Source organism: Saccharothrix isguenensis (assembly GCF_052936305.1).
In genome coordinates this window covers 2,251,931-2,278,318 of record NZ_CP193626.1, presented here as the reverse complement: position 1 = coordinate 2,278,318, position 26,388 = coordinate 2,251,931, and the positions used below count along the sequence as shown (strand labels likewise).

The window sequence follows — 26,388 nt, the reverse complement described above, 5'->3', positions numbered from 1 at the left end:
GCGATCCGCACCCGGCCGTCCACCCGTGGAGGCCGCGAGGAGCTAGGGGTGTTCCCGTCGATCCTCGCGGCAGCACGCCTGACCGGCACGCACCTCTACAGGTACGAGCGCTGACCCCACGGCATGGCCGCCGCGAGCTGCGCGCGCCTGCCGATGTCGAGCTTCCGGTAGATGCGGGTGATGTGGAGTTCGACCGCCCGGGTCGAAACCGAGAAGTGTTCGGCTATCTGCCGGTTCGTCATGCCCTCCAACATCATCAGCGCGATCCTGTGCTCGTGTGGCGTCAGCGGCTCACGCGAACGCGCCTCCGCGGTCTGCCCGTCGCGCGGCCGGACGATGCCCGGCACGCGCTCACCTTCGGGCACACCCAGCAGCACGTGCCACTGACGGATCCGCACCTCTGCGATCGATTGCGATCGCACGTACGGGTCACCGCGCACCAGGTCCCGGGCAGCGGCGTCGTCCGGTACCTGCACGATGAGCAGCACGCCGGAACCGTCGGCCCAAGGGCCGGTTCCGACGAGCACACCCTGCTCGGCGAGCGGACGCCAATATTCCCGGTGTGCGAGATGAATGGATCTCCGCACCTGGCGCGCATCACGAAATGTCAACTCAACGGCGAAAGCCACTGGACTGATCCCCATTTCATTCCGCGGCCGACTTTCGCCGCATACTCAACTGGGGCGTTTATACACTGTCAAGTGGGTGACCTCACAACATGGATCTGGGAATCCAATGACCCCTATAGCCGCTTTTCAAACCAGTGCTCCGCATAGCGGTCGTCATTGAACGGGGACACCTCGCGGTAGCCGTGCCTGACGTACAGCGCGCGAGCTTCGACCAGGTCGGACCGGGTGTCCAAGCGGATCGTGATGGCACCAAATGAGACAGCGGCACGTTCCGCCGCGGACAGCAACGCCGCTCCCCCGCCCGTGCCGCGGGCGACCGGGTCGATGAACATTCTCTTCAGTTCCGCACTTTCGGGACCGACCATGCGGAACCCGACGCATCCTCGCACGACGCCGTCGCGGCGGGCCACCAGGAACAGCGCAAGATCGTCGGTCGGGTCGTCCGCGATCGCCTGGTCCACCTCCTCCGACGTGGCCGGACGGCCGTAGTACCGGGCGATGATGTCGGCGAGGTAGGTTCGGATCACCGCTACCGCGAGCGGGCTGTCAACCGGCTCCGGCTGAACGGTCCAAGAAGTCACGGGTGGATTTTCACCCGCGTTGGGCCATTCGGACACCTGTTTTTCCGCATTACGGACGCGTGTAAAGTCCCGCCCGTGGCAGCGCAACAGGTCCGCGTGGAGCGGGACGCGGCCGGCCTGGCCGTGCTCACCGTCGACGCTCCCCCGCTGAACCTCTACACCGCCGAGCTTCAGGACCTGCTGGAAGCGGCGGTCGAGGACCTGGGGGAACGGCCCGCCCGCGCCTTGCTGATCCGCTTCGAGGGCAAGGTCGTCAGCGGCGGTGTCGACGTGCGGCTGTTCGCCGAGCAGCGGACGTCCGCGCGGGCGAAGGCGCTGTTCGACCAGATGCTGGAGCTGCCGGACCGGGTGGCCGCGCTGCCGTTCCCGACCGTGTTCGCCGCGCACGGGCTGTGCCTGACGTGGGCGTTCGAGCTGGCGGTCGCGTGCGACCTCGTGCTGGCCGCCGAGCGCGCGAAGTTCGGCCTGGTGGAGAAGGTCGTCGGGCTGACGCCGACCATGGGCGGCACGCAGCGGCTGGCCGCGCGGGCGGGCGTGGGCCGGGCCAAGGAGTTCGTGATGACGGGCGACCTCTACGACGCGGCCACGCTGGAACGCTGGGGCGTGGTCAACCGGGTGCTGCCGGACGACGGTTTCGACGACGCGGCGCTGGAGTTCGCGCTCGCGCTGGGGACCGGGCCGACGCTGGCGCACGCGGCGACCAAGCGGGTGCTGGCGCACTTCGAGAGCGGCGGCGTGGCCGAGGCGAACGAGCACGTCACGACGATCGCGGCGGAGCTGTTCGACACCGAGGACCTGCGCGGCGCGGTGCGGTCGTTCCTCGCCGACGGGCCGGGCAAGGCGACGTTCACCGGCCGCTAGCGCGGGTCGTAGACCGTCGAGCCGTACCAGGCCAGCGCGGAGCGCAGCTCGACCACGTCGCGGTCGCGGCGCTTGCGGTAGCGCTCGTGGGAGATCGGGTAGACGCGCAGGCCGCCCTTGTGCTTGGTGAAGCTGCCGCGGCCCAGTGACTCCGGGGTCTTCGCGGCGCTGACCAGCCAGACCACCAGCCACGGGCGCGCGTGGTGCGCCTCCACCTTCACCCGGGAGATCGCGTACCACGGCAGGCGGCGCGACTCGCTGCCGTTGGACAGCGTGATGCCGTCCGGGCCGACGTCCACGGTGAGCGGCGAGCGGACCACGCCGATCAGGAGGCGGATCGCGGCGAGCGCGAACAGCGCGAACCCGATCATCGCGGCCAGTCGCACCGCGTCGGGTGCCTCGGCACTCGGATCGGCGATGGCGGCGGTGACGAGCGCGGCCACCGAGTTGACGGCGGCCCAGCTCAACCCGACCGCCCGGGAGGTCTTGAACCGGACCCCGGTGGGCCGGACCTCCTTGTGGTCGGCGTCGATCCGGACGGGCGCGGGCACCGGCGTGACGAGCGTCGGCGGCTTGGCCGGCGGGTCCTCCACCATGACCCTGGTCGGCGGCTTGGCCGGCAGGTTGCCCAGCTCCGTGTGCCGCTGTTCGACCACGGTCCGGATGCGCGCGGGCAGCCACGACGGCTCGGCGGACGGCGGGCCGACCAGCTCCAGCAGGCGGGCCGGCGTCGGGCGGTGCGCCGGGTCGCGGACCAGGCACGGCACGATCAGCGGGACCAGGCCCGGCGGCACCTTGGAGAGGTCCGGTTCCTGGTGCACCACGCGGTAGACCAGCGCGGACGTGGCGCCCTCGCCGAACGGTCCGCCACCGGTCGCGGCGTAGACCAGGACCGAGCCGAGCGCGAACACGTCGCTCTGGGTGGTGATCTGCTGACCGACGACCTGTTCCGGCGACAGGTAGCCGGGGGTGCCGAAGACGATGCCCGCCTCGGTGAGCGCGGAGTGCTCCAGGGCGCGGGCGATGCCGAAGTCGATGACGCGCGGGCCGTCGTCGGCGAGCAGGACGTTGGACGGCTTCAGGTCGCGGTGCACCAGGCCCGCGCCGTGGATCGCCACCAGGGCTTCGGCGAGGCCGCCCGCGAGGCGGCGCACGGCGCGCTCCGGCAGCGGTCCGTGGTCCAGGACGGCCTGGTGGAGGCTCAGGCCGGGGATGTACTCGGTGGCCATCCACGGGCGTTCGGCGTCCGGGTCGGCGTCGACGACGGTGGCGGTCCAGAACCCGCCGACCGCCCGCGCCATCTCGACCTCGCGGCGGAACCGCTCGCGGAACTCGGGGTTGTCGGCCAGCTCGGGTCGCGCGACCTTGACCGCGATCGGCCGCCCGCCGCGCGACCGGGCCAGGTAGACCGAGCCCATCGCGCCGCGTCCGAGCGCGGCGAGCAGCATGTAGTCGCCGATCCGCGACGGGGCGTTCGGGGGCAGTGGCTGCACACCACCACCCTAGATGTGCCGGTGGTCCGGTTCCGCCAAGACGGTCAGGTTCGTGAGGCCGAGGAGGTCCTGGGTACGGGCTTGCCACGAGTGGCCTGCGACGGAGGCGCGGAGGGTGGCCGCCGGGAGCAGGGGTCCGGTGGCGAGGGTCTCACGGATGGCGTCGACGAAAGCGGCGTGCGTGCGGGCGGCGCGGACGCGATCGGTGTAGCCGGCCAGCTCGCCGAACCCGGTGCTGACGACCGGGAGTCCCAGCGCCAGGTACTCCTTCAGCTTGATCGGGTTGGACCGCTTGATCCAGTCGTTGTCCTGCCACGGCATGATCGCCACGTCGAACGCCGACCCGTACGCCGGGATCAGGCTGTAGTTGCGGAAGCCCAGCCAGTGCACGTTCGGGTACTCGGCGAAGCGCTCCATCGGGTGCGTGGCGTCGCCGATCAGCACCAGGGAGGCGTGCGGCAGCTCGGCGGCGACACGTTCCAGCAGGTCGAAGTCGACCACGAAGTCGTCCAGCGCGCCGAAGAAGCCGATCCGGGGACCGGGGATCGACCGCACGTCGTCCGGCCACCGGGCCTCCGGCCGCGCGGTGAAGTGGTCGATGTCGACGCCGTGGTCGAGGAAGTGGGCACGGGCGCCCGCGCGGGGCAGCTCCTCGTCCATCAGCGCGTGGCTCACGTACACGACGTGGTCCGCGTGGGCCAGGAGCTGGTTCTCCAGCGCCTCGATGGACGCGCGGTCGGCCTCGGGGAAGTCGGAGTGCCGGTCCGAGCGGTTGAACACCAGGCGGTGCCGGCGCATCGGCGCCACCACGTCCCACGCGGTGGGGATGGTGACCATGATCACCGGGGTTCGCAGGCCGAGGAACCGCGCCACGAGCCGGACCTGGCCGCGGACCAGCACGGCGTTGACCTTGCGCAGGAACGGCGACCCGTAGAACGGCAGCGGCAGCGGGGACATCACGTAGAAGTTCGGCATCGGCTTGCGCACGAACTTGGCCACGCTGCGCAGCTTGCGGAGGATGCGGCGCGCCACGTGCGTGCTGTTGCCCCGGGTGGGCATCCGCATGCCGATGCTGTTGACCACCAGGACCCTGCGGTGCGCCGCCATCGCCCGCATCAGCTGGAAGTCCGAGTGCGCGCGGTTGTGGTACCACCAGTCCTGCGCGGAGAAGCACACCCAACCAGGCTCGGGCCCCACCCCCGGACGGGCCGGCCAACGCCGCCAGCGCACCAGGTCACCGACCGCCTTGCGGTGCTTGACGCCACGCGGCGCGCGCAGCACCTCGTTGAGCAGCACCGCCAGCCACATCGCGAACGCGGCCAGTCGGCCGCTGTGCTCGCGGACCATCCGCACCCGGTTCGTGGTGGCCATCGACCACAGCACCGGTGACGTCGACTGCTCGCCACCGAAGTGGACAGCGCGCGCTCTGGGCTCGTAGCGGACGGTGTACCCGCGCTTGCCCGCGCGGAGCATGTACTCGGTCTCCTCCGAGTACAGGAAGTACCGCTCCTCCAGCACACCGGTCGCCTCGCGCGCCGCACGGGAGATCAGCCACGCCGCGCCGGTCGCCCACGCCGCCGTCCCCGCCGTCTCGTACCGGACGGGGTGGACCACCAACTCGCCCAACGCCTCGAACCGACCGGCCCGCGTGCCGCCGAGGAGTGCTTCGCCCAACGCGCGCAAGGGGTTCGGCGCACGGCGCAGCGACGGCTGGGGCGCGCCGTCGACACCGGCCAGGCGAGGCACCGCGATACCGGTGCCGGGCATCACCAGCGCCGCGCGCAACAGCGTGATCGCTTCCGGGTGGAGCCGGACGTCCGGGTTGAGCACCAGCACGTCGCAGTCCGGCGCGGCGGCGAACCCGGCGTTGACGCCCGCCGCGAAACCGTCGTTGGTGGTCCGCGCCACGACCTGCGCGTCCGGGGCGACCCGGGCGACGACGTCGAGCGTGTCGTCGGCGGAAGCGTTGTCCACGACCACGATCCGGCTGTCCGGAATCGACTCCAGCGCGACCGCCACCGACTTCAGGCAGTCCTCGACGACCTGGGCGCTGTGGTAGGTCACGACGACCACGGCAAGCGGCACTTCTACTCCCCGGTCTGGTTGCCGACGCGGCGGGCGCCGGCCGAGCGGCGGAACCGGGTGCGCAGCGCGCCCCCGAGCAGGCGGAACGCGAACGGCAGGTCGTCACGCAGGTAGCGCTTGGCCAGTCGGCGCGGTTCGAGCGCGAGGCGGTGCAGCCACTCCGCGCCCAGGTCCTGCACCACACCGGGCGCGCGCCGGAACTCGCCCGCCGCCATCGGGATGCCCGCGCCGCACCCGAGGAACCAGGCCTGCGGCAGTTCCGCCCTGAGCAACCGGATCAGGCGTTCCTGCTTGGGGAAGCCGAGACCGACCAGCACCAGGTCCGGTTTCGCCTCCACCACCTTGGCCACGGCCGTCGCGGTGGCGTCCGGGGACGTGTCGAACCCGAACGGCGGCGAATCCGTGCCCGCGATCCGCAGCCCCGGGTACTGGGCGCTCAGCACGTCGGCGGCCTTCTCCGGCACGCCGGGCTCACCGCCGAGCAGGTAGACCGAACGGTCCTCGCGCGCGGCGGCCCCGGCCAGGGTGAACACCAGCGACGCGCCGGTGACCCGTTCCGGCACCCGCACGCCCGCGAGCCGCCCGGCCCACACCACCGGCATCCCGTCCGCGACGACCACCTCCGACTCGGCGACCAGCGCGGCCAGTTCGGGGCGACGCGTCGCGGCGCGCACGATGTCCACGTTGGCCGTCACGATCGCGCCGCCCGCGGCCCGCCGCCACGCTTCCGTGACGTGGTCGGCGACGCCGGATTCGCTGACGGCCCACACGTCGACGGCGCCCACGCGGACGCGGGCCTGCGAGATGTCCGGCATACCCGCGTCATCGGGTTCGGGGCGATCCCCGTTACGACCGGCCCCGGCACCGGTAACGGTTACCGCACGTGACCGATATCGGGGGCATGTACGTCGCGTCCGTCCGGCCCGGGGAGCGGGTCAAGGGCAAGGTTCCCGGCACGGTGGTGGCACTGGGCGCGGTGAGCCTGCTGACCGACGTCTCCGCCGAGATGATCACCGCGTTCATGCCGGTCTACCTGCTGTTCACGCTCAACATGAGCTACGCCCAGTTCGGGGTGCTGGACGGCGTGTACACGGGTGCGACGGCGGTGCTGCGGCTCGTCGGCGGGCACGTCTCGGACCGGACGCACCGGCACAAGGCGGTCGCGGCGGTCGGTTACGGCCTGTCGGCGGTGACGAAGCTCATCTTCCCGGTCGTTGGCGCGTCGGCGTTCGGCATCGGCGCGACCCTCGCCGCCGACCGCGCGGGCAAGGGGCTGCGGACCGCTCCGCGTGACGCGTTGATCTCCCTGGCGACGCCGCCGGACCGGCTGGGCGCGGCGTTCGGCCTGCACCGGACGATGGACACGGTGGGCGCGCTGCTCGGGCCGTTGGTGACGTTCCTGTTGCTGTACGTGGTCGGCACGGTCGCCGGTCCGGTGTTCGTGGTCAGCGCGTGCTTCGCGGTGGTCGGGCTGATCGTGCTGGTGGCGTTCGTGCGGGAGAACCCCCGGCCGGTCCTCACGGGGCCTCGTCCGTCACTGCGCGCGGGGTTCGCGTTGCTGCGGGACGCCGGGTACCGGCGGGTGGCGCTGGCGTCGGCGGTGCTGGGGCTGGCGACGCTGTCGGACGCGTTCGTGTTCGTCCTGGTGCAGAAGGCGACCGACGCGCCGCTGCACCTGCTGCCGTTGCTGCCCTTGGGCACGGCGTTGGTCTTCCTGGTGGCCGCGACGCCCGTGGGCCGGCTGGCCGACCGGATCGGCCGGTGGCCGGTGTTCCTCGGCGGGCACGTGCTGCTGCTGGCCGTGTACGTGCTGCTGCTCGCGCCCGGCACCGGGTACGCGGGGGTCGGCGTGGCGCTGCTGTCGCACGGCCTGTTCTACGCCGCGACGGACGGCGTCCTGGCCGCCCGGGTGAGCGCGCTGGTGCCGGAGTCACTGCGCGCGTCCGGTCTGGCGGTGGTGCAGACCGGTCAGGCGTTGGCCAGGCTCGTGTCGTCCGTGGCGTTCGGCTTCCTGCTCCAGTTCGCCGCCTTCGGCACGGCCGTGTACGCGGCCATCGGCTCGCTCCTCGTGGCAGTGCTCGTGGCCTGGCGGCTCAACGCGCGCCCCTGAGCCGCGATGGTGCCGGTGGGGGCGGTGGCGGGCCGCCCGGTCGACGGCAGGAACAACCGCACCTGCGCCATCCACCGCGTCAGCTCGGCCGGGTCCGCGCGCACCAACCGCCGGTACGGGTCCAGGCCGTACCAGCACCGCAACACCTCGGCCAGAACCCAGCCGCTGCCGGTGCAACGCCCGCATGGACGCCTCAACCGCCGCCGCGGCGGCGAACTCCCGCCTCGGCGGCGGTCGAGGCGGGAGTTCCACGGCTTCATGCTATTGGGCCTTGCAGTCGAACAACATCGCTCGACCGGGCGGAAGAACCGGCAGTTCGACCCCGGAAACCCCAGCGGCACAACAACTTCCCAGGGGGCCGGCCTCGTGTCAGAGCAAGCCGATCGGGCCGTGTGCCACGGAACGCCCGTGGGTGGTGTCGCCCGCGTAGCTCGCCGTGTAGCCCATGAGGAGCGTTGCGACGCCCACCAGCAGCGGCACGTTCGCGTCGCACTGCGCCTTGCCCACGGAGTTCGTGGTCGCGGTGCAGAGGGGGTGGCCCTTGACCGTGCGGAAACTGATCGACTTGCCCACCACCGGACGGCCGGTGTGCGACTCGGTCAGGGTGGCGTCCACGCCGCGAACCGTGAAGCCCAGCAGGCGCAGCTGGAGCTGCGCGCGACCGGCCGCCAGCTTGGTGGGCGCGGGCGGGACGTGGTGGATCGCGATGCCCACCGGGTGCACGCCCACCGGCACGGAGCCGACGACCGCCAGCGTCGCGGTGTCCACGACGGACAGCGTGCCGCTGCCGAAGTTCGTCACGTAGGCCTTCGAGCCGTCCGGGGTCAGCGCCACGCTGATCGGCCTGCTACCCACGGGAACCTGCGCCACCGCCGTCAACGCGGCGATGTCCACCACGGACAGGCTGTGGCCCTCGCTGTTGGTGACGTAGGCACGCGCACCGTCCGGAGAGATCGCCACCCCGTGCGGGATGAAGCCCACCGCCACCCTGCCAATCACGGCGTTGGACGCGGTGTCGACCACGGCCACGTCGTTGGAGAACTTGTTCACCACCAGGAGCTTCGCGCCGCTCGGCGTCACCGCCACCGCCGTGGGGGTGTTGCCCGTGGGGATGTCGGCGATCTCCGTGTTCGTCGTCGTGTCCACCACGGACACCGTGCCCGCGCCCACCACGTCGTGCGCGACGTACAGGCGCTTGCCGTTCGGGGTGATCGCGATGCCGTCCGCGTTGGCGCCCACCGGGATCGTCTCGGTGGTGGCCAACGTCGCCGCGTCGACCACCGACACCGTGCCCGCCTGGTAGTTCGACACGTACACGTGCCCACCGGACGGCGAGACCACGACACCGGCGGGACCGTCGCCGACCGGCACCGCCGCGTCCACGGTGTTGGTCGGCGTGTCGATGACGGTCAGCGTGTCGTCACGGACGTTCGTCACGTAGCCGCGCGCGCCGTCGAAGGCGACGCCGACGCCGTACGGCGAGTCGCCGTTCGAGTCCACGAGCGTGCTCGTCACCGTGTTCGTGGCGGTGTCCAGCACCGACACCCCGCCGCCGTTGTTCGCGATGTAGCCGAGCACGCGAACCGGCTCCTGGGCGATCGCCGTCCCGGACGGCACGAGCAGCAGCGCCGCCCCCAGCACAGCCGCGCCGCACACCGCGGTCGCCTTGCGGATCTGTCCGACCACAATCGGCCTCCGTCACTTGATGGGTCCCGCACCGCGCCGATCGCCGTGCGGGAACGAGCCGTTCGCCGATCAGAAGCGGTACACGTGGACCTGGTATGGGCCGAAGTCGTCGACGATCTTCCCGTCCACGATCGGCACGGTCCGGTCCTCGTCCACCACGGTCGCCGTGCCCGACGACACGGGCACGTCCACCGTCACCCTGGCCGCGAGGCTGCGCGGGTGCTGCTTGGTGCCGTCGGTCTGCGCCAGCACCCACCCCGCGTCGCCGACCTGCTTGTGCAGCACGGACACCGGGATGCCGTTGTCGCTCTTCGCCGACACGCCCGGCACGTTGGGCGAGTTGAGCACCGGCGCGAGCGACTTCAGCCGCGCGTTGACGGCGGCCACCCGGGCGGTGATCTCCGGACGGGTCAGCACGCTGGAGTACTCGCCGGTCCCGTCGGTGTAGAAGCTGTGCGCGAAGTAGTTGATGCCGGTGGCGCCGTGCAGGATGGTGTTCCACACCGCCGATTCGAGCTGGTCCGGCTCGATGATCTCGCCGCGGTCGTGCGGGTGCCCGGTCTCCACGAACCCGTACAGCGGCTTGTCCGGCCCGCACCACTTGCGCATGGTGTCGATGACCTGCCCGTAGCTGTACGCGCCGACGGTGTGGTTGCGGTCGGGGTGGGTCCAGCCGTAGTAGTCGGCCGACGCGATGTCCGCCGCCGAGCAGTACGTCCGCATGTCCTCTTCGTACGACTTCTCGATGTAGCCGTACCCGATCTCGCCGGTCGGCGTGCCCATCCACGGGCTGAAGTTGAGGTACGTCGGCCGGGACGGGTCCTTGGCGCGCACCGCCTCGGCCGCCTTCAGGATCGCCGAGGGCTGCATGTCGGGGTGGAACTTGTCGCCGTACGCCTTGTTCATGTCCGGCTCGTCGGCGATCAGGTAGCCCACGTAGTTGCGGGCGTGCGCGGTGTCCGCGAGGACCGCGTCGACGCGCGTCCCGTCCACGTAGACCCGCCAGTCGGTCTCGTGGAGGCCTTCCTGGCGGAGGTACCACCACTCGTCCTCCCACAGCCCGATGCCGGTGTCGATGCCGATCTTCGGGTAGGCCCTGCCGAGCTTCTCGCCGTTCTCGATCCCGGACGGGTCCTGCATCCACACGGTGATCGGGAACACGGTCGGGTCGCCGGTGGGGTTGGGGCCGTTGGCCCACTTCTTGTAGTAGTCGACGGACGGTCCGGCGGTCACCTGACGCGGCGCGGGTTCCGGCGGCACCGCCTCGGCGGTGCACGCGGTCGCGGTGACGAGCCCGAGGACTGTGAGCACCGCGCGGGCACGGGCCATGGTCGTGCTCCTGTTCACTTCGGCGTCCGGACGCGCCCACGCGCGGCCAGCACCTGTTTCGCCTTTTCGAAGCCGCTCGGGCCGAGCAGCCGCTGCACCGCCGTCTTGGCCAGGAACCTGGCGCCGTCCCGCGCCACCCGCAGCGGGTGTCCCACGAACCGGTCCCGGGCGAGCACCCGGCCGGCGGGCTGCGGCACGTCGTCCAGCGCGGCGCCGAACAGCGGCCGGTACGGGTCGGGTGCGACCAGCCGGCCACGCGTGCGGTTGCTCACATTCCCGCCGTGCACGACCTGCAGCCAGCCGGGCGCGCCGCCGAGCGACACCACCTCGGCGTGCCGGTGCAGCCGGTTGTGCCAGTCGGCCCAGCACGTCACCGGCGCGTCCCAGCTCTCCCGCATCGACGCGAACGCGTTGTCCCGGTCGTGGTGGGCGAACAGCCCTTCCGGGCTCTTGACCAGCCCGTTCGCCAGGTAGAGGGCGGTGCGGCGGCCGGTCGAGCGCTCCGCCTGGAGCCGCGCGATGAAGTCCGCCGCCAGCCCGTCGTCGTTGTCGAGGTTCGTGGTGATCAGCTCGTCGCCCTTGGTCGGGAAGAGCTTCGAGACGTCTCCGATCAGCTCGTCCCGGCTCACCTGAGTGCGGAACACCGGCGTGTAGGCGTCGCCGTGCGCCTCGATGCGGTCCTTGAGCCACTGCGGGCTCTCCGGGTCGAAGTAGACGAGCCACCGGAAGTCCGAGGTGGTCTGCGCCGCCACCGACGGCAGGCAGTACCGCTCGAACAGCCCGACGCGCTCGGTGAGCCACCCCTCCCGCGCCCGCACGACGCTTTCCGCGCCAACGGACGGCAGGTTGAAGCGCGTCAGCACGACGTGGTCCATGGAACCCCTTCCCGTATGTCCCGTACATCGGGATCGGGGGCGCGCCGTTAACGATCCGCGGTCGGACACGATGTGTAGGGCGTGACTGATCCTGCGGCACGACCGACGGTCGACGTCGTCATCCCCTGCTACAACTACGCCCGGTTCCTCCGCGCGTGCGTCCGGAGCGTGCTCGACCAGCCCGGCGTCGACGTGCGGGTGCTGATCATCGACGACACGTCGGGCGACGAGACGCCCGAGGTGATGGCCGAGCTGGTGCGGGACCCGCGGGTCGAGGGCCGGCGGCACGAGGTCAACCAGGGTCACATAGCCACCTACAACGAGGGCCTGCTGGAGTGGGCCAAGGCCGACTACACGGTGCTGCTGTCCGCTGACGACCTGTTGGCGCCGGGCTCGCTGGCCCGTGCGGCCGAGGTGTTCGAGGCGCACCCGAACGTCGGCATGGTCTACGGACGTGTCGTCTACTACTCCGACCACGACGACCTGCCGTCCGTGGTCCCTCCCCCGCCCGGCCGCACGGTCTGGTCCGGCGTGGACTGGATCGAGGCGCGCTGCCGCACCGGGCAGAACGTGCTGTCGTCACCGGAGGCCGTGGTCCGCACGTCGGTGCAGCAGGCGGTCGGCGGCTACCGGCCGGACCTGCCGCACGCCGGCGACCTGGAGATGTGGATGCGGATCGCCGCGGTGTCCGACATCGGGTACGTGCGCGGCAAGCCCGCCGCCTACTACCGGGTGCACCAGCAGAGCATGATGCGGACGCGGTTCTCGTCCTTGTTCGCCGACTTGGAGCAGCGGCAGGCCGTGTTCGAGCGGTTCTTCGCCGAGCACCCCGACCTGCCGGAACGGCTGCGGGCCCTGGCCAACCGGTCGATCGCCAAGGACGCGTTGTGGCGGGCGGTGCGCGCCTACGACCGGGACAAGCTGGACGAGATCCCGGTGGACGAGTTGGAGGCGTTCGCCCGGCGGGTGTGCTCCGACACCGAGCGACTGGCCGAGTACCGGGCGTTGCGGCGGCGGCGGGCGCTGGGGCCGCGGTGGTGCAGCCGGACGCAGGTGTTCGTCGGCAGCCACCTGGCCAAGCGCGGCGCCGGTCTGGTGTCCAAGCAGGTCTGGAAGTGGCGCGGCCAGTGACCGCTCCGGCAGGTCTCCAGCGCAAGGTCACCTCGGCCATCCGGTGGAGTGCGGTCAACAGCCTCGTGCAGCGGCTGAGCCAGGTGGGTGTGGGCGTCCTGCTCGCCCGGCTCATCGCGCCCGAGCAGTTCGGCGTGTTCGCGGTCGCGCTGGTGGTGCTCAACATCGTGATGAGCGTCAGCGAGATGGGCGTCAGCGTTGCGTTGGTGCGCACGGAGAAGCCCGTCTCGGAGCTCGCGCCGACCGTGACGACGCTGTCGATCGCGTCCGGGTGCGTGCTGAGCGGGTTGTGCGTCGTCGGGGCGCCGTGGTTCGCGTCGGCGATGGACACGCCGCAGGCCACGGGCGTGATCCAGCTGATGTCGCTGTCGCTGGTGATCGCGGGTGCGTCGGCGGTGCCGGGCGCGTTGTTGCAGCGGGAGTTCCGGCAGGACCACAAGTTCGTCGCGGACACGTCGGCGTTCGTCGTCGGCACGGCGGTCGTCGTGGTGCTGGCGTTGCTGGGGTTCGGCGCGTGGAGCCTGGCGTGGTCGCGGATCGCGACCAACCTGGTGGCCGCCGTGGTGATGTTCGCCTACACGCCTCGGCGTTACCCGCCCGGGTTCGACGCGGCGCAGGCGCGCGGGCTGCTCTCGTTCGGGCTGCCGTTGGCCGGTTCGAGCCTGCTGGTGTTCGGCGTGATGAACGTCGACTACATCATCGTGGGCAGCGTGCTGGGCACGGTTCCGCTGGGGTTCTACCTGCTGGCGTTCAACCTGGCGAACTGGCCGGTGGGTGCCTTCTCGCAGCCGGTGCGCAGTGTGTCGCTGGCGGCGTTCTCGCAGGTCAGAGATGATCCGGAGCTGTTCGCCCGGACGTTCGCGCGCGCGTTGCGGCTGTTGGCCCTGGTGACGGTGCCGGCTTGCGTGCTGCTGGCGGCGCTGGCGGATCCGCTGGTGCGGACGGTCTACGGCGAGCGGTGGGCCCCGGCGGCGCAGGCGTTGGCGTTGCTGGTCCTGCTGGGCGCGCTGCGGGTGGCGTTGGAGCTGGGGTACGACTACCTGGCCAGCGCGGGGCGGTCGCGGGCCATCCTGGTGATCCACCTGGTGTGGCTGGGCGTCCTCGTGCCGATGCTGGCCCTGGGGGCGCATTTCGGCGGGATCCGAGGCGTGGCGGCGGCGCAGAGCGTCGTGGTGCTGCTCGTCGTCGTGCCCGCCTACCTGGTGACCTTCCGCCCTTACGGACTGCGGGCGCGGGTGTTGGGCGCCGCCGTGGCTCGGCCGGTGCTGGGTGGGATCGTGATGGTCGCGGTGGCGTCGGGCGTGCAGTGGGTGATCTCGGACTCCTTGTGGCGGCTGCTCGTGGGCGGCTTGTCGGCGTCCCTCGCGTATGCGGCCGTCGTGTTCCCCCTGCGCCACGAGGTGCTGGGGCTGTTGCGTCGAGGGGGTAGCGCGTGAAGGTCGTCCGGCAGTGGCAACGGCGCGCGCACCAGGTTTCCCGCATCGTGCGGGAGCAGGGTGTGCGGCAGCTCGGGGCGCGTGCGCTCGGTCGGGCGGCGCGGCGGTTCGGGGCGGACGCCGAGGTGTTCCCGGTGCGGCTGGAGGACGTGCGTGCGGCCGACATCGGTGTGCCGCGTCCCGTCGTCGTGCCCGAGCTCCCGGCCGACGGGCGGCTGACGGTGGACTGGGTGAGCACGCCGCCGTCGCCCGGGTCCGGTGGGCACACCACGATGTTCCGGCTGATCGAGCACCTGGAGTCGTTGGGGCACGAGTGCAGGCTGTACTTGTACGACGTGTACGGGAGCCGTGCGGCGGACCACGAGCCGGTGATCCGGTCGGCGTTCCCGGGGTTCCGCGGACCGGTGCACGACGTGCTGGACGGGATGGCCGACGCGCACGCGGTGTTCGCCACCGCATGGATGACGGCGTACCCGGTGTTCAACGATCCGTGCGCCGGGAAGCGGTTCTACCTGGTCCAGGACTACGAGCCGTGGTTCTTCCCGGTCGGCGGGCTGTCCGCGCTGGCGGAGAACACGTACCGGATGGGGTTCCACGGCTTCACCGCCGGCCGTTTCCTGGCGGAGAAGGTGCGGGCCGAGGCGGGGATGGCGGCCGACTCCTTCGACTTCGGCTGCGACGCCGACCGGTACCACCTGCGGCCCGGCGTTGCCCGGGACGGCGTGGTGTTCTACGCGCGACGGCTGGCGCCGCGACGGGCGATCGAGATCGGGCTGCTGGCGCTGGAGCTGTTCGCCGAACGGCACCCGGACATCGCGATCCACACCTATGGCGAGAAGATCGGCAAGCTGGGGCCGCGGCACGTCGACCACGGGCTGGTCTCCCCCGACCGGTTGAACGACATCTACAACCGGTGCTACGCCGGGCTCACGCTGTCGATGACGAACGTGTCGCTGGTGCCGCACGAGATGCTGGCCGCCGGGTGCCTGCCGGTGGTGAACGACGCCGTGCACAACCGGGTCGTGCTCGACAACGAGCACGTCCGGTACGCCCCGGCGACGCCGCACGACCTGGCCCGCGCACTGTCCGGTGTGGTCACTTCGGCCGACTTCGGCACGGTCGCCGCCGCCGCCGCGGCCAGCGTGTCCGGCCGGTCGTGGGACGCGGCGGGGCACGAGCTGGAGAAGGTGCTCCGGCGGGAGCTGCGGGTCTGACGGGTGTCGTGGGCGAGGGCCGGCTCAGGCCGGGGACGGCGAGCCGGCGTCCGGGATCAGGACGACGGCGGCGGCCGAGCCGTCCGCGGGCACCACGTGGATCGAGGAGAGCTTGGCGTCCTTGGGCACGGCGGCGAACGCCAGCCGGTTGTCGTCCAGCCACGTCGCCTGGTCGTCCACGCCCGCCGTGCCGGGCAGTCGTCGTTCCTCGCCGGTCTCCAGGTCGAGCACGGCCAGCTCCCACGGGCCGAGGCGGCCGATGCGCTTCTTGTAGGCGACCTTCGTGCCGTCGGGAGAGAGGGACGGGCACTCGGCGTCACGACGCAGCGACTCCAGGCGACGCTCTTCCAGATCGCCCTTCACCAGCCAGGTGTAGCCGCCCGAGGCGAGGGTCGCGTAGAACGTGCGGTCGTCCCCCGCCACGGTGAGGCCCCAGTAGTTCACGTCCTGCGCGGTGTGGGGCTGCCCCTCGACCATCGCGGTGAAGCCCTCCAGGGACTCCACGGCCTCGCCGGTCCGCAGGTCGAGGAAGCCGGTGCGGGTGGAGAAACCACCGGGCACCGCGTAGGAGTCGCCGGTCACGAAGGAGGTCCACGTGATCACCTGGCCCGAGGCGGACACCTTCGCCCGGCTCGGCACGCCGGGCAGCGGCACCGCCTGCGCCACCGCGCCGTCCCTCGACACCTCGGCGGCGTACGTCGGACCCGGTCCGGCCAACCGCAGGCACACCGTCGTCCCGCCCGACCGGTACACGCGCTGGCACGTCATCGAGGTGGCGCTGCGGGCGGCGGGATCGGCCAGGCGCACCTGCTCGACCCGGCCGCGGCCGTCCGCCAAGGCCACGAACATGAGGTCGCCGTCGACCGATGCCACCGGCACGGGTGAGGTCTCGCGCACGACGGACGTCACATACACCACCCCGGCCGCGACGACCAGTACGATGGCCGCGACGGCGAGCACCACGCGCCGGGAGCCCAAGTCCATCACCACCTGTAACGCCTAGGCGCGAGTCGGCCGATTTCAGAGTAACAACACCCTGCGCGAACACACGCGGGGTAAACGTGGATCGGGGAGCGGATGGACTTCTGGGGCGCCGTGCGAACGCTGCGCAGGCGGTGGTACATCGCCCTGCCCGCAGCGATCACTGCCGTCGCCGTGGCGCTCGGTGTGTTCCTGTCCATCCCCACGCGCTACCAGTCGTCGGGCGTCATGGTGCTCACGTCGCCCGCCGCCGGTGGCACCTTCTCGGAGAACATCTCGCCGGACGACGCCGTGCGCGTCAACCCGCTGCTGGCGTTCGACGGCAGCCTGTCGACCACTTCGCAGATCCTGGCGCAGATCCTGGCGGATCCGAAAACGCGCAAGGAGTCGCTGGGGATCGACAAGGACTCGCCGGACAACTTCACGGCGGCGGGTGGTGGGCAGAGCGGACCGTTCCTGTTCGTGACGGCGGACAGCAGCACGCCGGAAGCCGCCGAGCGGATGATCACGACGGTGATGGAGTTCGCGGCGAAGGAGCTGGACAAGCAGCAGACGTCGCTGAAGGCGCCGGAGTCGACCTTCATCACGTCCCAGGTGATCGTGAACCCGACGGCGGCCGAGGCGCAGATCGGGGGGAAGGTCCGGTACGCCGGCGCGGCGTTCGTGTTGCTGATGCTGTTGACGACGGCGGCCACGTTCGGTGGCGACAGCGTGCTGAACCAGCTGCGGCGGCGGCGTGAGGCAGCGGGTGCGGGCTCGGGCGGTTCGAGTGGCTCGGGCGGTTCAGCGGGTTCGGGCGGTTCAGCGGGCTCGGGTGGCTCGGGTGGCTCGGGTGGCTCGGGTGACGCCGACAAGACCACCGTGACGCCTCCGGTCACCACCTACTCCGCGCCCAAGTCGGCTCCTCCGCCGCTTCCTCCTCCCTCCAACGGCGTGCCGCGCCGTCCTCCCGGCCCGCCGACCCGCCGCCCGCAGCCGACGGCCAGCGAGCAGACGGTGAAGATCGCGGCACCCGGTGTGCCCGGCGCGCGGAACGCCACAGGCAAGCCCGGCGGTCCGGCGTGGCCGACCAACGACGACAGACCCTGACCGTGTCCGAGCAGCCGCCCGACCAGTCGCCGGAGCAGACGTCCGAGCGGTCCGCGCGGGCGGAGCGCCCCGAGCGCCGGCGCGTGGACGGCGCCACCCTGGTGTGCCTGTTCCTGATGGCGCTGCTGATCATCCCGGCCCGGCTGGTGCTGTCGTTCGTGCCCATGACCCTGCCGCCGGCGCTCCTGGTGGCGTTGCTGCTCGGGGTGCTGTGGCTGTCCGGGCAGATGGTGGACACGGTCGGCATGAGCAAGGGGCGCAACGTCGTGCGCACGGCGGTGGCGCTGTACCTGGCGTCGCAGCTGGCGACCTACGGCGTGGCGACGCGGCGGTGGCTGCCGACCGACGAGCTGACGGTGGCGGACAGCAGCATCATCCGGATCATGTCGATGATCGCGGTCGCGGTGTTCGTGTGCGACGCGATCCGCACGAAGGAGCGGCTGGACCGGGTGCTCCGGCTGGTGCTGGGCTGCGCGGCGGTCATCGCGTTCGTCGGCTTGGTGCAGTTCGGTCTCGGCATCGACCTGGCCGGCTACGTGTCGCTGCCGGGGCTCCGCGCCCAGGAGAACGGCTACTCGGCGATGGAGTCCCGGTCGATCTTCCGCCGGCCGACCGGGACCACGAATCACCCGATCGAGTACGGCCTGGTGTGCGCCATAGCCGTGCCGCTGGGCGCGCACTACGTGTTCCAGGCGAAGGACGAGGGCACGCCGCACATGCGGTGGCTGGTGTGCCTGGCGCTGGTCGGCCTGGGCGCCATGACGTCCCTGTCACGGACCGCGATCGTCGGCATGGCGGTGGCCGGGGTGATCATGATCGCGACCCTGCCCAGGCGGCGCAAGATCACCACTCTGGTGGTGGGCGGCGGGTTCCTCCTGGGCGCGAGCCTCGTCGTGCCCGGACTCTTCGGCACGATCCGGGGGATGTTCGCCAACATCGAGGACGACCCGAGCGTGAAGGCGCGGACGGCGGACTACGAGGCGGCGGCGGAGCAGATCAGCGAGAACCCGTTGCTCGGACGTGGATTCGGGACCTACCTGCCGACGAAGTACACGATCCTGGACAACCAGTTCCTGCTGACGTTGATCGAGAACGGGTACTTCGGGCTGTTCGCGCTGATCGGCATGTTCCTGGCGGCGGCGTACGCGGCGATCCGGGTCCGGATGCTCAGCCGGGACGAGCACACCCGGAGCCTGGCCAGCGCCCTGCTGGCCGGGGTGCTGGCGGGCGGGATCGGGTCGGCCACGTTCGACCTCCTGGGCTTCGGCGTGGCCACCGGCCTGGTGTTCACCTTGATCGGCATGACCGGCGCTCTGCTCCGCGTCGCCCGTGCGGAGCGCAAGGCGGCTGCCGGGGCCGGCGTGCCAACGGCCTGAGCGCCACCAACGACCTGATCACCGGAGTCGCGCGCTCCCAGCACCGAGGGCGGCGGGTGATCGAGGGGCCGTGGGTGATCGAGGGCGGCGGGTGGTGGGTGGTCGAGGGGCCGTGGGTGATCGAGGGCGGCGGGTGGTGGGTGGTCGAAGGCGGTGTGGTCGAGGGTGGCGTGGTCGACGGTGGGCGGTGCGGTGCTTGGCTGTGCATCGGGGGCCGCGGCGCCGCCTCCTTGTATTCCGGCAACGAAATCGTTCTGCCGAAAGTGCCCCTGGCCGCCAAACTCAATCGGGTGATGTCGCGCCGGCCCCAGGAGCTGCGGTGATGCCCTTCTCGCCCTCAACGTAGTGGTTGCCGCAGTCGGCGCAATCCAGAGCGGCGTCCAGGCGTCGGCCGCACGCGCACACCCAGCCCTTGTGGGTCGCCGGGTTGCCCGCGACGAACGCGTGCGCCGGGACGTCCTTCGTGACCACGGACCCGGCGGCGGCGAAGGCGTGTTCGCCGATCTCGATGCCGCAGACCACGACCACACCGGCACCTAGGGTCGCGCCACGGCGGACGGTGGTGGACAGGAGGGCGTCGCCGGTTCGCCGGATCGCCGCTCGTGGCCGCAAGTCGTTGGTGAACAGGACGTTCGGCCCCAGGAAGACCTCGTCCTCGCACACCACCCCGTCGAACACCAGCGTGCCGTTCTTCACCGTCACCCGGTCGCCCAGCACCGCCTTGCCCTCGACGAACGCGCCGTCGCAGATGTTGCAGTCCCGGCCGATCCGCGCCCCCGGCAGCACGTGCGCGAACGCCCACACGCGCGTGCCCGGCCCGACCTCCGAACTCTCGCACAAACCCTTGGGGTGGACGAACACCTCGTTCACCCCCAGCACCTCGCTCATCGCACGGCCTCAGCCAACGCCACCACCACGCGCTCCTGCTGCCCCACCGTGATCTCCGGGAACAGCGGCAGCGACAGGATCTCGCCTGCCACCGCCTCGCTGACCGGGAAGTCGCCCGGCGCGTGCCCCAGGTCGGTGTACGCGCCCGTGAGGTGCACCGGCGTCGGGTAGTGGATGCCCGCACCGATCCCCGCCTCGTGCAGCGAAGCCAACACCCGGTCGCGTGACGGCACGCGCACGACGTACAGGTGCCACACCGGGACGTTGCCCTCCAGCACCACCGGCAGCGTCACGCCGGGCACGTCGGCGAGCAACGACGAGTAGCGGTCGGCGGCGGCTCGGCGGAGCCTGTTCCAGGCCTCCAGGCGGCGCAGTTTGGCGGACAGCACCACTGCCTGGAGGGTGTCCAGGCGGCTGTTGAAGCCGACCACCGAGTGCTCGTACTTGCGTGGCGAGCCGTGTTCGCGCAGCAGGCGCACCGCACCGGCCAGTTCGGCGGACGTCGTCAGCACGGCGCCGCCGTCGCCGTACGCGCCCAGGTTCTTGCCGGGGTAGAAGCTGGTGGCGGCGATGTCCCCCAGCCCGCCGACCGACACGCCGTGCCGCCGGGCGCCTTGGGCCTGGGCCGCGTCCTCCACGATCGGCACGCCGAACGCCCGCAGCTCCTCGACCGGCGCGGCCTGTCCGTACAGGTGCACGGGGATCAGTGCCTTGGTGCGCGGCGACAACGCGTCGGCCACCTGGGAGACGTCGATCAGGCCGGTGTCGGCCACGCAGTCCACCAGGACGGGTGTGGCGCCGGTCCGGACCACGGCGCCCGCGGTGGCGATGAAGGTGTTGGCGGGCAGCACGCACTCGTCGCCCGGCCCGATTTCCAGTGCGCGCAACGCGAGTTCGATGGCGTCGGTGCCGTTGCCGACCGCCACGCAGTGCGGGACCTCCTGGTACGACGCGAACTCGGCCTCGAACTCGGCCACCTGCCGTCCACCGACGAACGCGGTGTTCTTCAGGACTTCCGCCCAGCCCTCGGCGACCTCGTCGGCCACCTGCTCGTGCTGGGCACGCAGGTCCACCAGCGGGATGTCGATCACGAACCGTTCCCCTCTCGCAGCCGCCGGGCGGGGTTCCCCACCCAGACCTCCCCCGCGGGCACGTCGGTCAGCACCACAGAACCCATGCCCACCACCGCCCCCGCGCCGATCGACGCGCCCTCGCGGACCGCACAGCCCTGTCCGAGGTACGCGCCCGCGCCGACCCGCACCGACCCGCCCAGCGACGCCCGACCGGCGAACGTGACGCCGTCGCCGATCGAGCAGTCGTGGGTGATCAGCACGTGCGGCATGGCGACGACGTGCGCCCCCAAGCGCAGCGGTGTCGTCACCACCGTTCCGGCGAGCAGGACCGTCCCCGGCCCCACCACCGCCCCCACGGCGACGGACGCCGCCGGGTGCACCACCGTGGCCCACCGGTCTTCCGGCAGGCCCAACCGGGCGACGACGTTCAGCCTGCCGAGTGGCCGGTGCGCGTTGGCGACGCACACCACCACCGCCGCGTCCGTCGAGTGCACGAGGTCCGTGCCGCCGAGGACGGGCAGGCCGTCGAGGTCGGCGCCGTGGCGCGCCGGGTCGTCGTCGAGCGCGCCCACGGGGTGCCAGAGGTCGGGGAGGAGGCGGACGGCCGCGAGGACTTCGCGGGCCAGTCCGCCGCCACCCACCAGCAGCAGCGGCCGCGGGCTCATCCGGTGGTGAACACGACGTCGACCCAGTAGTTGCTGCCCGCGTAGGACGACTCCGGGAACCCGGGGCCGGACCGGAACAGGCCGTTGCGGCTGCCTTCGGCGGTGGCCGGTGCGCTCAGCGGCGGGCTGGTCACGGCGTTGCCCATGAAGTACCCGGTGTCCACGGCGTACCGGCCGTTCGGCGCGGTGTAGGACGCGACGTAGCTCGTGGCGGCGTTGACGGGCACCGGTGCGGCGAACGTCAGCGTCTGCCAGCCGCTCGCGGTCTCACCGGTGAACGTCCCGGTGGCCAGCGGGTTGCCGGCCGAGTCCCACAGCGTTCCGGTGTGCGTGCCGGTGTTGCCGACGCCCTTGTAGAACTTGACCCCGGTGACGGAGCCGTTCACCGAGGGCACGAACCGGACGCCCAGCTCGTAGGAGCCAGTGTCGTCGGCCGAGGCCACGGTGGGCACGGTCGCCGCGCTGAACAGCGAGCACGGGCAGCCGCCGGCCGTGGTCGTGGTGAACGACCAGGTCGTCGGGGCGGTCATCACGTTCCCGTAGACGTCGGCGATGCGCAGGCCGGCGGTGTACGTCATGCCGCCGCCCAACGGCGCGGCGGGTGTCCACGTCACCTGCTGCTGGTTGGCCGACAGCGACAGCGTGCCCGCGATCTTCGCGCCGCCGGAGTCGGCGAGCGTGAACTGGGCCGTGCTGAGGTCGACCGGCTCGTCGAAGGACGCGGTCAGCGGTGACGTCCTGGACACGTCGCCGGCGCCGTCGAGCGGGGTGCGCCCGTTGACGACCGGCGCGGTGTTGTCGTCGTTGGGCAGGTACACCACGTCGACCCAGTAGTTGCCGCCCGCGTAGGAGTTCGTCGGGTAGCCGGAACCGGCGCGGTAGACGCCGTTGCCGCCGTCACCCGCCTCAGGGGCGCCCAGCGGTCCGGCGGCCAGGGTGTAGCCGCTGAAGTACCCGCTGTCCACGGCGTACCGGCCCGTGGTCGTGGTGTACGACGCGGTGTACGTGACGCCTGCCGACACGAACACCGGTGCGGCGAACGTCAGCGTCTGCCAGCCGCTCGTGGTCTCTCCGGTGAACGTGCCGGTCGCCATCCGCTGCCCGGTGGGCGACCACAGCGAGCCGGTGTGCGTGCCGGTGTTGCCCGCGCCCTTGTAGAACTTCACACCGGTGATCCGGCCGCCCGTGGTCGGGGTGAACCGGACGCCCAGCTCGTACGCGCCGTTGTCGTCGGCCGAGGCGACCGTGGGCACCGTGGCCGAGCTGAACAGGGTGCACGGGCAGATCACGGCCGCGCTGGTGGTGAACGACCACGTCTCCGGTTCCGGCATGGGGTTGCCGTTGACGTCGGCGATCAGCACGCTCGCGGTGTAGCGGGTGTTCGGCATGAGCTTGCCGGTCGGCGTCCAGGTGACGGTGCGCTGGTCGCCGGACAGCGACAGCGTGCCGGTGAGCTGCGCGCCTCGCGGGTCGGACAGCCAGATCTGGGCGCTGGCCGGGTCGACGGGTTCGCTGAACGTCATCGTCAGCGGCGTGGTGGCGGCCACGTCCGTCGCGTCCCTGCCCGGTGACCGGCCCGTCGAGGTCGGCGGGGTGGTGTCGCCGTTGAGGCCGTTGCGGTAGACGACGTCGACCCAGTAGTTCGTCGCGTTGTAGGTGGAACCGGGCGCGACGCCGCCGCTGCCGTAGCGGTACACGCCGTTGGGTCCGTCCACGCCGTCGGCGAGTGCCCGGATGCCCGCGTAACCGGCGCCCTGGCCGGCGAAGTAGCCGCTGCTGACCGCATAACGCCCGTGGGGCGCGTAGTACGACACGATGTAGGTGGTGTTCGCCTGCACGACCACCGGTGACGCGAACGTCAGCTTCTGCCAGCCGCTCGCGGTCTCGTTGGTGAACGTGCCGGTGGCCAGGAGCAGGCCGGTGGACGACCACAGCGAGCCGGTGTGGGTGCCGGTGTTGCCGGTGCCCTTGAAGAACCGGACGCCCAGCACCTCGCCCTTGCCGTTGAACCGGACCTTGGTGCCGACCTCGATCGGCGTGGGGTCGTTGGCGGCGTACTCGGCGGGCCGGGCGAAGTCGTCCCAGATCGTGCACGGGCACGTCGCGGGCCGGGTCGCGCCGGTGGTGAACGACCACGTCGACTGCGGGGTCTGGTTGCCCGCCGCGTCGGACACGCGCAGCGCCACCGAGTAGCCGGTGTTCGGGGTGAGGGCCTGGCTCGGGGTGAAGGTGACGGTCTTGTTCTCGTTGGAGAGGGCCGACGAGCCGGACACCGCGCCGTTCGGTCCGGTCACGGTGAACTGGGCGGAGCCGGGTGCGATGGCCTCGTCGTAGGTGGCGGAGACGACGGGGGTGAGCGCGACCGTGCCCTCGCCGTTGACTGGCGTGGTGGACGTGAGCAGCGGGGCGCGCTGGTCGGGGCCGGGGTCCGGCGCCCACACCACGTCGACCCAGTAGTTGCTGCCCCAGTGCGACTGGGTCGGGAAGCCGCTGGAACCGAACCGGAACAGGCCGTTGACGCCGTCCGCGCCGTTCTTCAGGCCGGTGAGCGGTTCGAGGTAGCGGGGCTGCTGGAAGAAGTACTCCAGGTCGTACGAGTAGTGCCCGTTGGGCGCGAAGTACGACACGACGTACGTGACGCCGGCGAGCACCTGCACGGGTTGCGCGAACGTCAGGGTCTGCCAGCCGGTCGCGGTCTCACCGGTGAAGGTGCCGGTGGCCATCTGGTTGCCGTTGGCGTCCCACAGCGTGCCGGTGTGGGTGCCGGTGTTGCCGGGCCCCTTGTAGAACTTCACGCCGCGCACGTAGCCGTCGCTGTTCGCGCGCCACTTCACGCCGAGTTCGAGCGGTGACGCGTCACCGCTGTCGGCGACCTTCGGGGTGTCCGCGGTGGTCCACAGTCCGCACGGGCAGGTGCGCGGGTTGACACCGGGTGTGGCGACGACGGGCGTCGACAGGTTCGCCGAGTCGTCCACCGCGCGCACGCGCAGGCTGGCCGGGCCGGATTCGGTCGGGGTGTACGTGTAGCTCCACGCCGTCTGCCCGGCCTGCCAGGACGCCAGGTGCCAGCGGGTGCCGCCGTCGGTGGACACCTCGACGCCGCCGACCTGGCCGCCCACGTCCACGACGGTGCCGGAGAACGTGTACGCGACGCCCACCTTGGACAGCGGGGGCACGGTGGTGAACGCGACGGTCGGCGCCTGGGTGTCGGTGCTCGCGGTCGCCTGCACCAGACCGGCCTGCAACGTCGTCGCCTGCACGCCCATGTCGGCGAGGAAGTTGACCGTGGCCTGCTTCATCCGGATGTCGGAGGTCGGGGTGTTGGTGAGGAACGCGTGGTCGTCGTCCACGCCCCAGGCCCACTGGACCGTGCCCGCGCCGAACACCAGCGACCCGCTCGGGTGCTTGTAGTAGGTGATGGCGTGGGTCTTGGTGTCGGGGGTGTAGAGGTCGCCGTGGTTCTGGAGGACGTACGGGCCGTCCGGCATGGTGACGGTGGTGCGGGACAGCTGCGCGACGCCGGGCGGCTGGAAGCCGTTGTCCTCCACCGTGTTCCACTCGTAGCCGAGCGTGCCGGGTTGGAACGTGTAGGTGGAGCCGGAGGGGAGGCTCTGCAGCGACGTGTGCCGCCACAGCCGCATCCTGCCGTAGGCGGCGGGCACCTGGAGGGAGTCGTCGCGTCGGCCGTTGACGGTGAAGATGTTGCCCAGCAACGCGTTCTCGGGCCGTCCGCCGTCCTGCTCGGGGTAGCGCGGGTCGCGCCAGGTGCCGGTCCAGTCGCTGAGGTTGTCGTTCTGGGTGCCCTTGGTCTCCTTGTAGCAGGCGATGGTGCGCCAGTCGGTTCGGGAGGAGTCGATGCTCTTCTCCCACCGGTGCTTCCAGAAGATCTCGTTGCCGGTGAGGAACGCCAGGTGCACGCCCGCGTCCCGGGCGGCCTCCACGTTGGCGCGCTGCTCGTTGGACCAGTACTCGTCGTGGCCGACGGCCATGAACACCTTGTGGTTCTTGATCAGGTGGCCGCGCCGGGCCGAGTCGGCGTCGGTGGTGTAGCTCAGGTCGTACCCGTTGGCCTCCAGGAAGCGCAGCATCGGGTACTCGGCGTTGAAGATGAAGTTGTCGTCGCCGTCACCGCCGGTGTACGGGCGGTTGTAGCTGACCTTGTACGCCTGGCCGCCCTGTCCGGGGCCGTCGCCGAAGTACAGGCTGTTGCCGCCGTACCGGTTGTAGGCGACCCAGGTCGAGTCGGAGGTCTGGAACAGGATCTTCGAGGTGCTGGTGTCGTCGCGGACGACGAAGACGATCTCGTTCTCCGCGCCGTTGTCGTTGCGGTGCGTGCGCGCGTAGTAGATGCCGGAGACGGCGGTGGTAGGCACGTTCCAGCTCAGCGACACCGCCCAGTTGCCGCAGTCGATGAGGGCGCTGCCGTCCGTGCCGCGCAGGCACGGGTCCTGGTTCTGCGTGGTGTTGCGGGTGATGCGCTCCTGGAACCGGGCGCCGACGCCGCCGTAGTAGCCGAGCCGGTAGATGTCGATGTAGTAGGACGACGCGCTGGTGAGCATCTTGAAGTCGACCCGGCCGCCGGGGGTGGTGCTGATGTCGGTGGTGAACCCGAGGATGCCGTCGTCCCGGTAGGACACCTGCCAGTTCGGCGTGCCCGCCTTGGTGTTCTCGCACGCCACCTTGTTGACCACGGGCGCGTCGCACGGGGCGGCTGCCGCCTCGGGCGCGCGCAGCAGACCGACGACCACGATGGTCGACGCCGTGAGGGCGAACACGACCATCAGGCGCAGCAGCAGTACCGCGAGAACGGGTCTGGCCCGCTTCCGGTCGGCGGTCATGGGTGTTTCACCTTTCGCACAAAAACGCGGCCGTGACAACGGGTGATC

At 71.3% G+C, this 26,388-nt stretch carries 21 protein-coding genes; 8 read left to right on the top strand and 13 right to left on the bottom strand.

Annotation, left to right across the window (positions count from 1 at the left end):
* Positions 1-95: 95 nt before the first annotated feature.
* Together ACRAKI_RS10970 and ACRAKI_RS10965 are read right to left on the bottom strand one after the other, a co-directional pair.
* Entirely contained in the window at positions 96-629 is a 534-nt protein-coding gene (locus ACRAKI_RS10970) for a LuxR C-terminal-related transcriptional regulator (RefSeq protein WP_312868132.1), read from the bottom strand.
* Between the two features lie 113 nt (positions 630-742).
* Positions 743-1,246, bottom strand: coding sequence for a GNAT family N-acetyltransferase (locus ACRAKI_RS10965; RefSeq protein WP_447006946.1), 504 nt, complete (start codon positions 1,244-1,246; stop codon positions 743-745).
* Positions 1,247-1,285: 39 nt separating this feature from the next.
* On the opposite strand from ACRAKI_RS10965, the gene ACRAKI_RS10960 reads away from it, so the two are divergent.
* The gene (locus tag ACRAKI_RS10960; RefSeq protein WP_447006945.1) at positions 1,286-2,071 is read left to right on the top strand and encodes an enoyl-CoA hydratase/isomerase family protein; all 786 of its coding nucleotides are present in this window, start codon (positions 1,286-1,288) and stop codon (positions 2,069-2,071) included.
* Here ACRAKI_RS10960 and ACRAKI_RS10955 read toward each other — a convergent pair.
* Genes ACRAKI_RS10955 through ACRAKI_RS10945 form a run of 3 tightly spaced genes read right to left on the bottom strand, consistent with a single transcriptional unit; the run spans position 2,068 to position 6,464 of the window.
* Complete coding sequence (locus ACRAKI_RS10955) at positions 2,068-3,564, bottom strand: serine/threonine-protein kinase (RefSeq protein WP_447006944.1); 1,497 nt, start codon at positions 3,562-3,564, stop codon at positions 2,068-2,070. The genes ACRAKI_RS10960 and ACRAKI_RS10955 overlap by 4 nt on opposite strands.
* A 9-nt stretch (positions 3,565-3,573) precedes the next feature.
* The gene (locus ACRAKI_RS10950) at positions 3,574-5,649 is read right to left on the bottom strand and encodes a glycosyltransferase (RefSeq protein ID WP_447006943.1); all 2,076 of its coding nucleotides are present in this window, start codon (positions 5,647-5,649) and stop codon (positions 3,574-3,576) included.
* A 2-nt stretch (positions 5,650-5,651) separates the two neighbouring features.
* Positions 5,652-6,464, bottom strand: a complete 813-nt coding sequence (locus ACRAKI_RS10945) for a WecB/TagA/CpsF family glycosyltransferase (protein WP_447006942.1) — start codon at positions 6,462-6,464, stop codon at positions 5,652-5,654.
* Positions 6,465-6,550: 86 nt separating this feature from the next.
* Here ACRAKI_RS10945 and ACRAKI_RS10940 point away from each other — a divergent pair, with 86 nt between their 5' ends.
* Positions 6,551-7,759, top strand: coding sequence for an MFS transporter (locus tag ACRAKI_RS10940; RefSeq protein ID WP_447008386.1), 1,209 nt, complete (start codon positions 6,551-6,553; stop codon positions 7,757-7,759).
* A gap of 369 nt (positions 7,760-8,128) precedes the next feature.
* Here the strand turns inward: ACRAKI_RS10940 and ACRAKI_RS10935 are convergent, their stop codons facing one another.
* The 3 genes from ACRAKI_RS10935 to ACRAKI_RS10925 all read right to left on the bottom strand — a co-directional run bounded on the left by ACRAKI_RS10935 (position 8,129) and on the right by ACRAKI_RS10925 (position 11,649).
* On the bottom strand, positions 8,129-9,445 hold the full coding sequence (locus tag ACRAKI_RS10935; protein WP_447006941.1) for a cytochrome D1 domain-containing protein: 1,317 nt from the start codon (positions 9,443-9,445) through the stop codon (positions 8,129-8,131).
* A gap of 69 nt (positions 9,446-9,514) precedes the next feature.
* Positions 9,515-10,774 (bottom strand): hypothetical protein, encoded by a 1,260-nt coding sequence (locus ACRAKI_RS10930; RefSeq protein ID WP_447006940.1) that lies wholly within the window; start codon positions 10,772-10,774, stop codon positions 9,515-9,517.
* A gap of 14 nt (positions 10,775-10,788) precedes the next feature.
* Positions 10,789-11,649, bottom strand: coding sequence for a glycosyltransferase (locus tag ACRAKI_RS10925; protein WP_447006939.1), 861 nt, complete (start codon positions 11,647-11,649; stop codon positions 10,789-10,791).
* 81 nt (positions 11,650-11,730) lie between these two features.
* Here ACRAKI_RS10925 and ACRAKI_RS10920 point away from each other — a divergent pair, with 81 nt between their 5' ends.
* From ACRAKI_RS10920 to ACRAKI_RS10910, 3 genes are read left to right on the top strand one after another with little or no spacing between them, the layout of a single operon-like run.
* On the top strand, positions 11,731-12,780 hold the full coding sequence (locus tag ACRAKI_RS10920; RefSeq protein WP_447006938.1) for a glycosyltransferase: 1,050 nt from the start codon (positions 11,731-11,733) through the stop codon (positions 12,778-12,780).
* Positions 12,777-14,216, top strand: coding sequence for a lipopolysaccharide biosynthesis protein (locus ACRAKI_RS10915; protein WP_447006937.1), 1,440 nt, complete (start codon positions 12,777-12,779; stop codon positions 14,214-14,216). Before ACRAKI_RS10920 ends, ACRAKI_RS10915 begins: the two co-directional genes overlap by 4 nt.
* Complete coding sequence (locus ACRAKI_RS10910; RefSeq protein ID WP_447006936.1) at positions 14,213-15,430, top strand: rhamnosyltransferase WsaF family glycosyltransferase; 1,218 nt, start codon at positions 14,213-14,215, stop codon at positions 15,428-15,430. Before ACRAKI_RS10915 ends, ACRAKI_RS10910 begins: the two co-directional genes overlap by 4 nt.
* Before the next feature lie 24 nt (positions 15,431-15,454).
* Here ACRAKI_RS10910 and ACRAKI_RS10905 read toward each other — a convergent pair whose 3' ends face one another.
* Positions 15,455-16,414 (bottom strand): TolB family protein, encoded by a 960-nt coding sequence (locus tag ACRAKI_RS10905; RefSeq protein WP_447006935.1) that lies wholly within the window; start codon positions 16,412-16,414, stop codon positions 15,455-15,457.
* A gap of 93 nt (positions 16,415-16,507) precedes the next feature.
* Here ACRAKI_RS10905 and ACRAKI_RS10900 point away from each other — a divergent pair, with 93 nt between their 5' ends.
* Genes ACRAKI_RS10900 through ACRAKI_RS10890 form a run of 3 tightly spaced genes read left to right on the top strand, consistent with a single transcriptional unit; the run spans position 16,508 to position 19,199 of the window.
* Complete coding sequence (locus ACRAKI_RS10900) at positions 16,508-17,500, top strand: hypothetical protein (RefSeq protein ID WP_447006934.1); 993 nt, start codon at positions 16,508-16,510, stop codon at positions 17,498-17,500.
* A 2-nt stretch (positions 17,501-17,502) separates the two neighbouring features.
* Positions 17,503-18,876 carry an O-antigen ligase family protein gene (locus tag ACRAKI_RS10895; RefSeq protein WP_447006933.1) on the top strand — a complete coding sequence of 458 codons (1,374 nt, stop codon included), beginning with the start codon at positions 17,503-17,505 and terminating at the stop codon, positions 18,874-18,876.
* Between the two features lie 56 nt (positions 18,877-18,932).
* Positions 18,933-19,199, top strand: a complete 267-nt coding sequence (locus ACRAKI_RS10890; protein WP_447006932.1) for a hypothetical protein — start codon at positions 18,933-18,935, stop codon at positions 19,197-19,199.
* Here the strand turns inward: ACRAKI_RS10890 and ACRAKI_RS10885 are convergent.
* The 4 genes from ACRAKI_RS10885 to ACRAKI_RS10870 are packed head-to-tail and all read right to left on the bottom strand — an operon-like array spanning position 19,159 to position 26,340.
* Positions 19,159-19,764, bottom strand: a complete 606-nt coding sequence (locus ACRAKI_RS10885; protein WP_447006931.1) for an acyltransferase — start codon at positions 19,762-19,764, stop codon at positions 19,159-19,161. The genes ACRAKI_RS10890 and ACRAKI_RS10885 overlap by 41 nt on opposite strands.
* Positions 19,761-20,855, bottom strand: a complete 1,095-nt coding sequence (locus ACRAKI_RS10880) for a DegT/DnrJ/EryC1/StrS family aminotransferase (protein WP_447006930.1) — start codon at positions 20,853-20,855, stop codon at positions 19,761-19,763. The genes ACRAKI_RS10885 and ACRAKI_RS10880 overlap by 4 nt, the downstream gene beginning before the upstream one ends.
* Complete coding sequence (locus ACRAKI_RS10875) at positions 20,852-21,502, bottom strand: NeuD/PglB/VioB family sugar acetyltransferase (RefSeq protein WP_447006929.1); 651 nt, start codon at positions 21,500-21,502, stop codon at positions 20,852-20,854. Before ACRAKI_RS10875 ends, ACRAKI_RS10880 begins: the two co-directional genes overlap by 4 nt.
* Positions 21,499-26,340: a DUF4082 domain-containing protein gene (locus ACRAKI_RS10870; protein WP_447006928.1), complete on the bottom strand. Its 4,842-nt coding sequence runs from the start codon at positions 26,338-26,340 to the stop codon at positions 21,499-21,501. The genes ACRAKI_RS10875 and ACRAKI_RS10870 overlap by 4 nt, the downstream gene beginning before the upstream one ends.
* Positions 26,341-26,388: the final 48 nt, after the last annotated feature.

Coding starts and splice junctions, on each gene's coding strand:
- ACRAKI_RS10945 (WP_447006942.1), bottom strand. CDS start 6,464: ATGCCGGACATCTCGCAGGCCCGCGTCCGCGTGGGCGCCGTCGACGTG.
- ACRAKI_RS10940 (WP_447008386.1), top strand. CDS start 6,551: ATGTACGTCGCGTCCGTCCGGCCCGGGGAGCGGGTCAAGGGCAAGGTT.
- ACRAKI_RS10930 (WP_447006940.1), bottom strand. CDS start 10,774: ATGGCCCGTGCCCGCGCGGTGCTCACAGTCCTCGGGCTCGTCACCGCG.
- ACRAKI_RS10925 (WP_447006939.1), bottom strand. CDS start 11,649: ATGGACCACGTCGTGCTGACGCGCTTCAACCTGCCGTCCGTTGGCGCG.
- ACRAKI_RS10905 (WP_447006935.1), bottom strand. CDS start 16,414: ATGGACTTGGGCTCCCGGCGCGTGGTGCTCGCCGTCGCGGCCATCGTA.
- ACRAKI_RS10900 (WP_447006934.1), top strand. CDS start 16,508: ATGGACTTCTGGGGCGCCGTGCGAACGCTGCGCAGGCGGTGGTACATC.
- ACRAKI_RS10885 (WP_447006931.1), bottom strand. CDS start 19,764: ATGAGCGAGGTGCTGGGGGTGAACGAGGTGTTCGTCCACCCCAAGGGT.
- ACRAKI_RS10875 (WP_447006929.1), bottom strand. CDS start 21,502: ATGAGCCCGCGGCCGCTGCTGCTGGTGGGTGGCGGCGGACTGGCCCGC.
- ACRAKI_RS10870 (WP_447006928.1), bottom strand. CDS start 26,340: ATGACCGCCGACCGGAAGCGGGCCAGACCCGTTCTCGCGGTACTGCTG.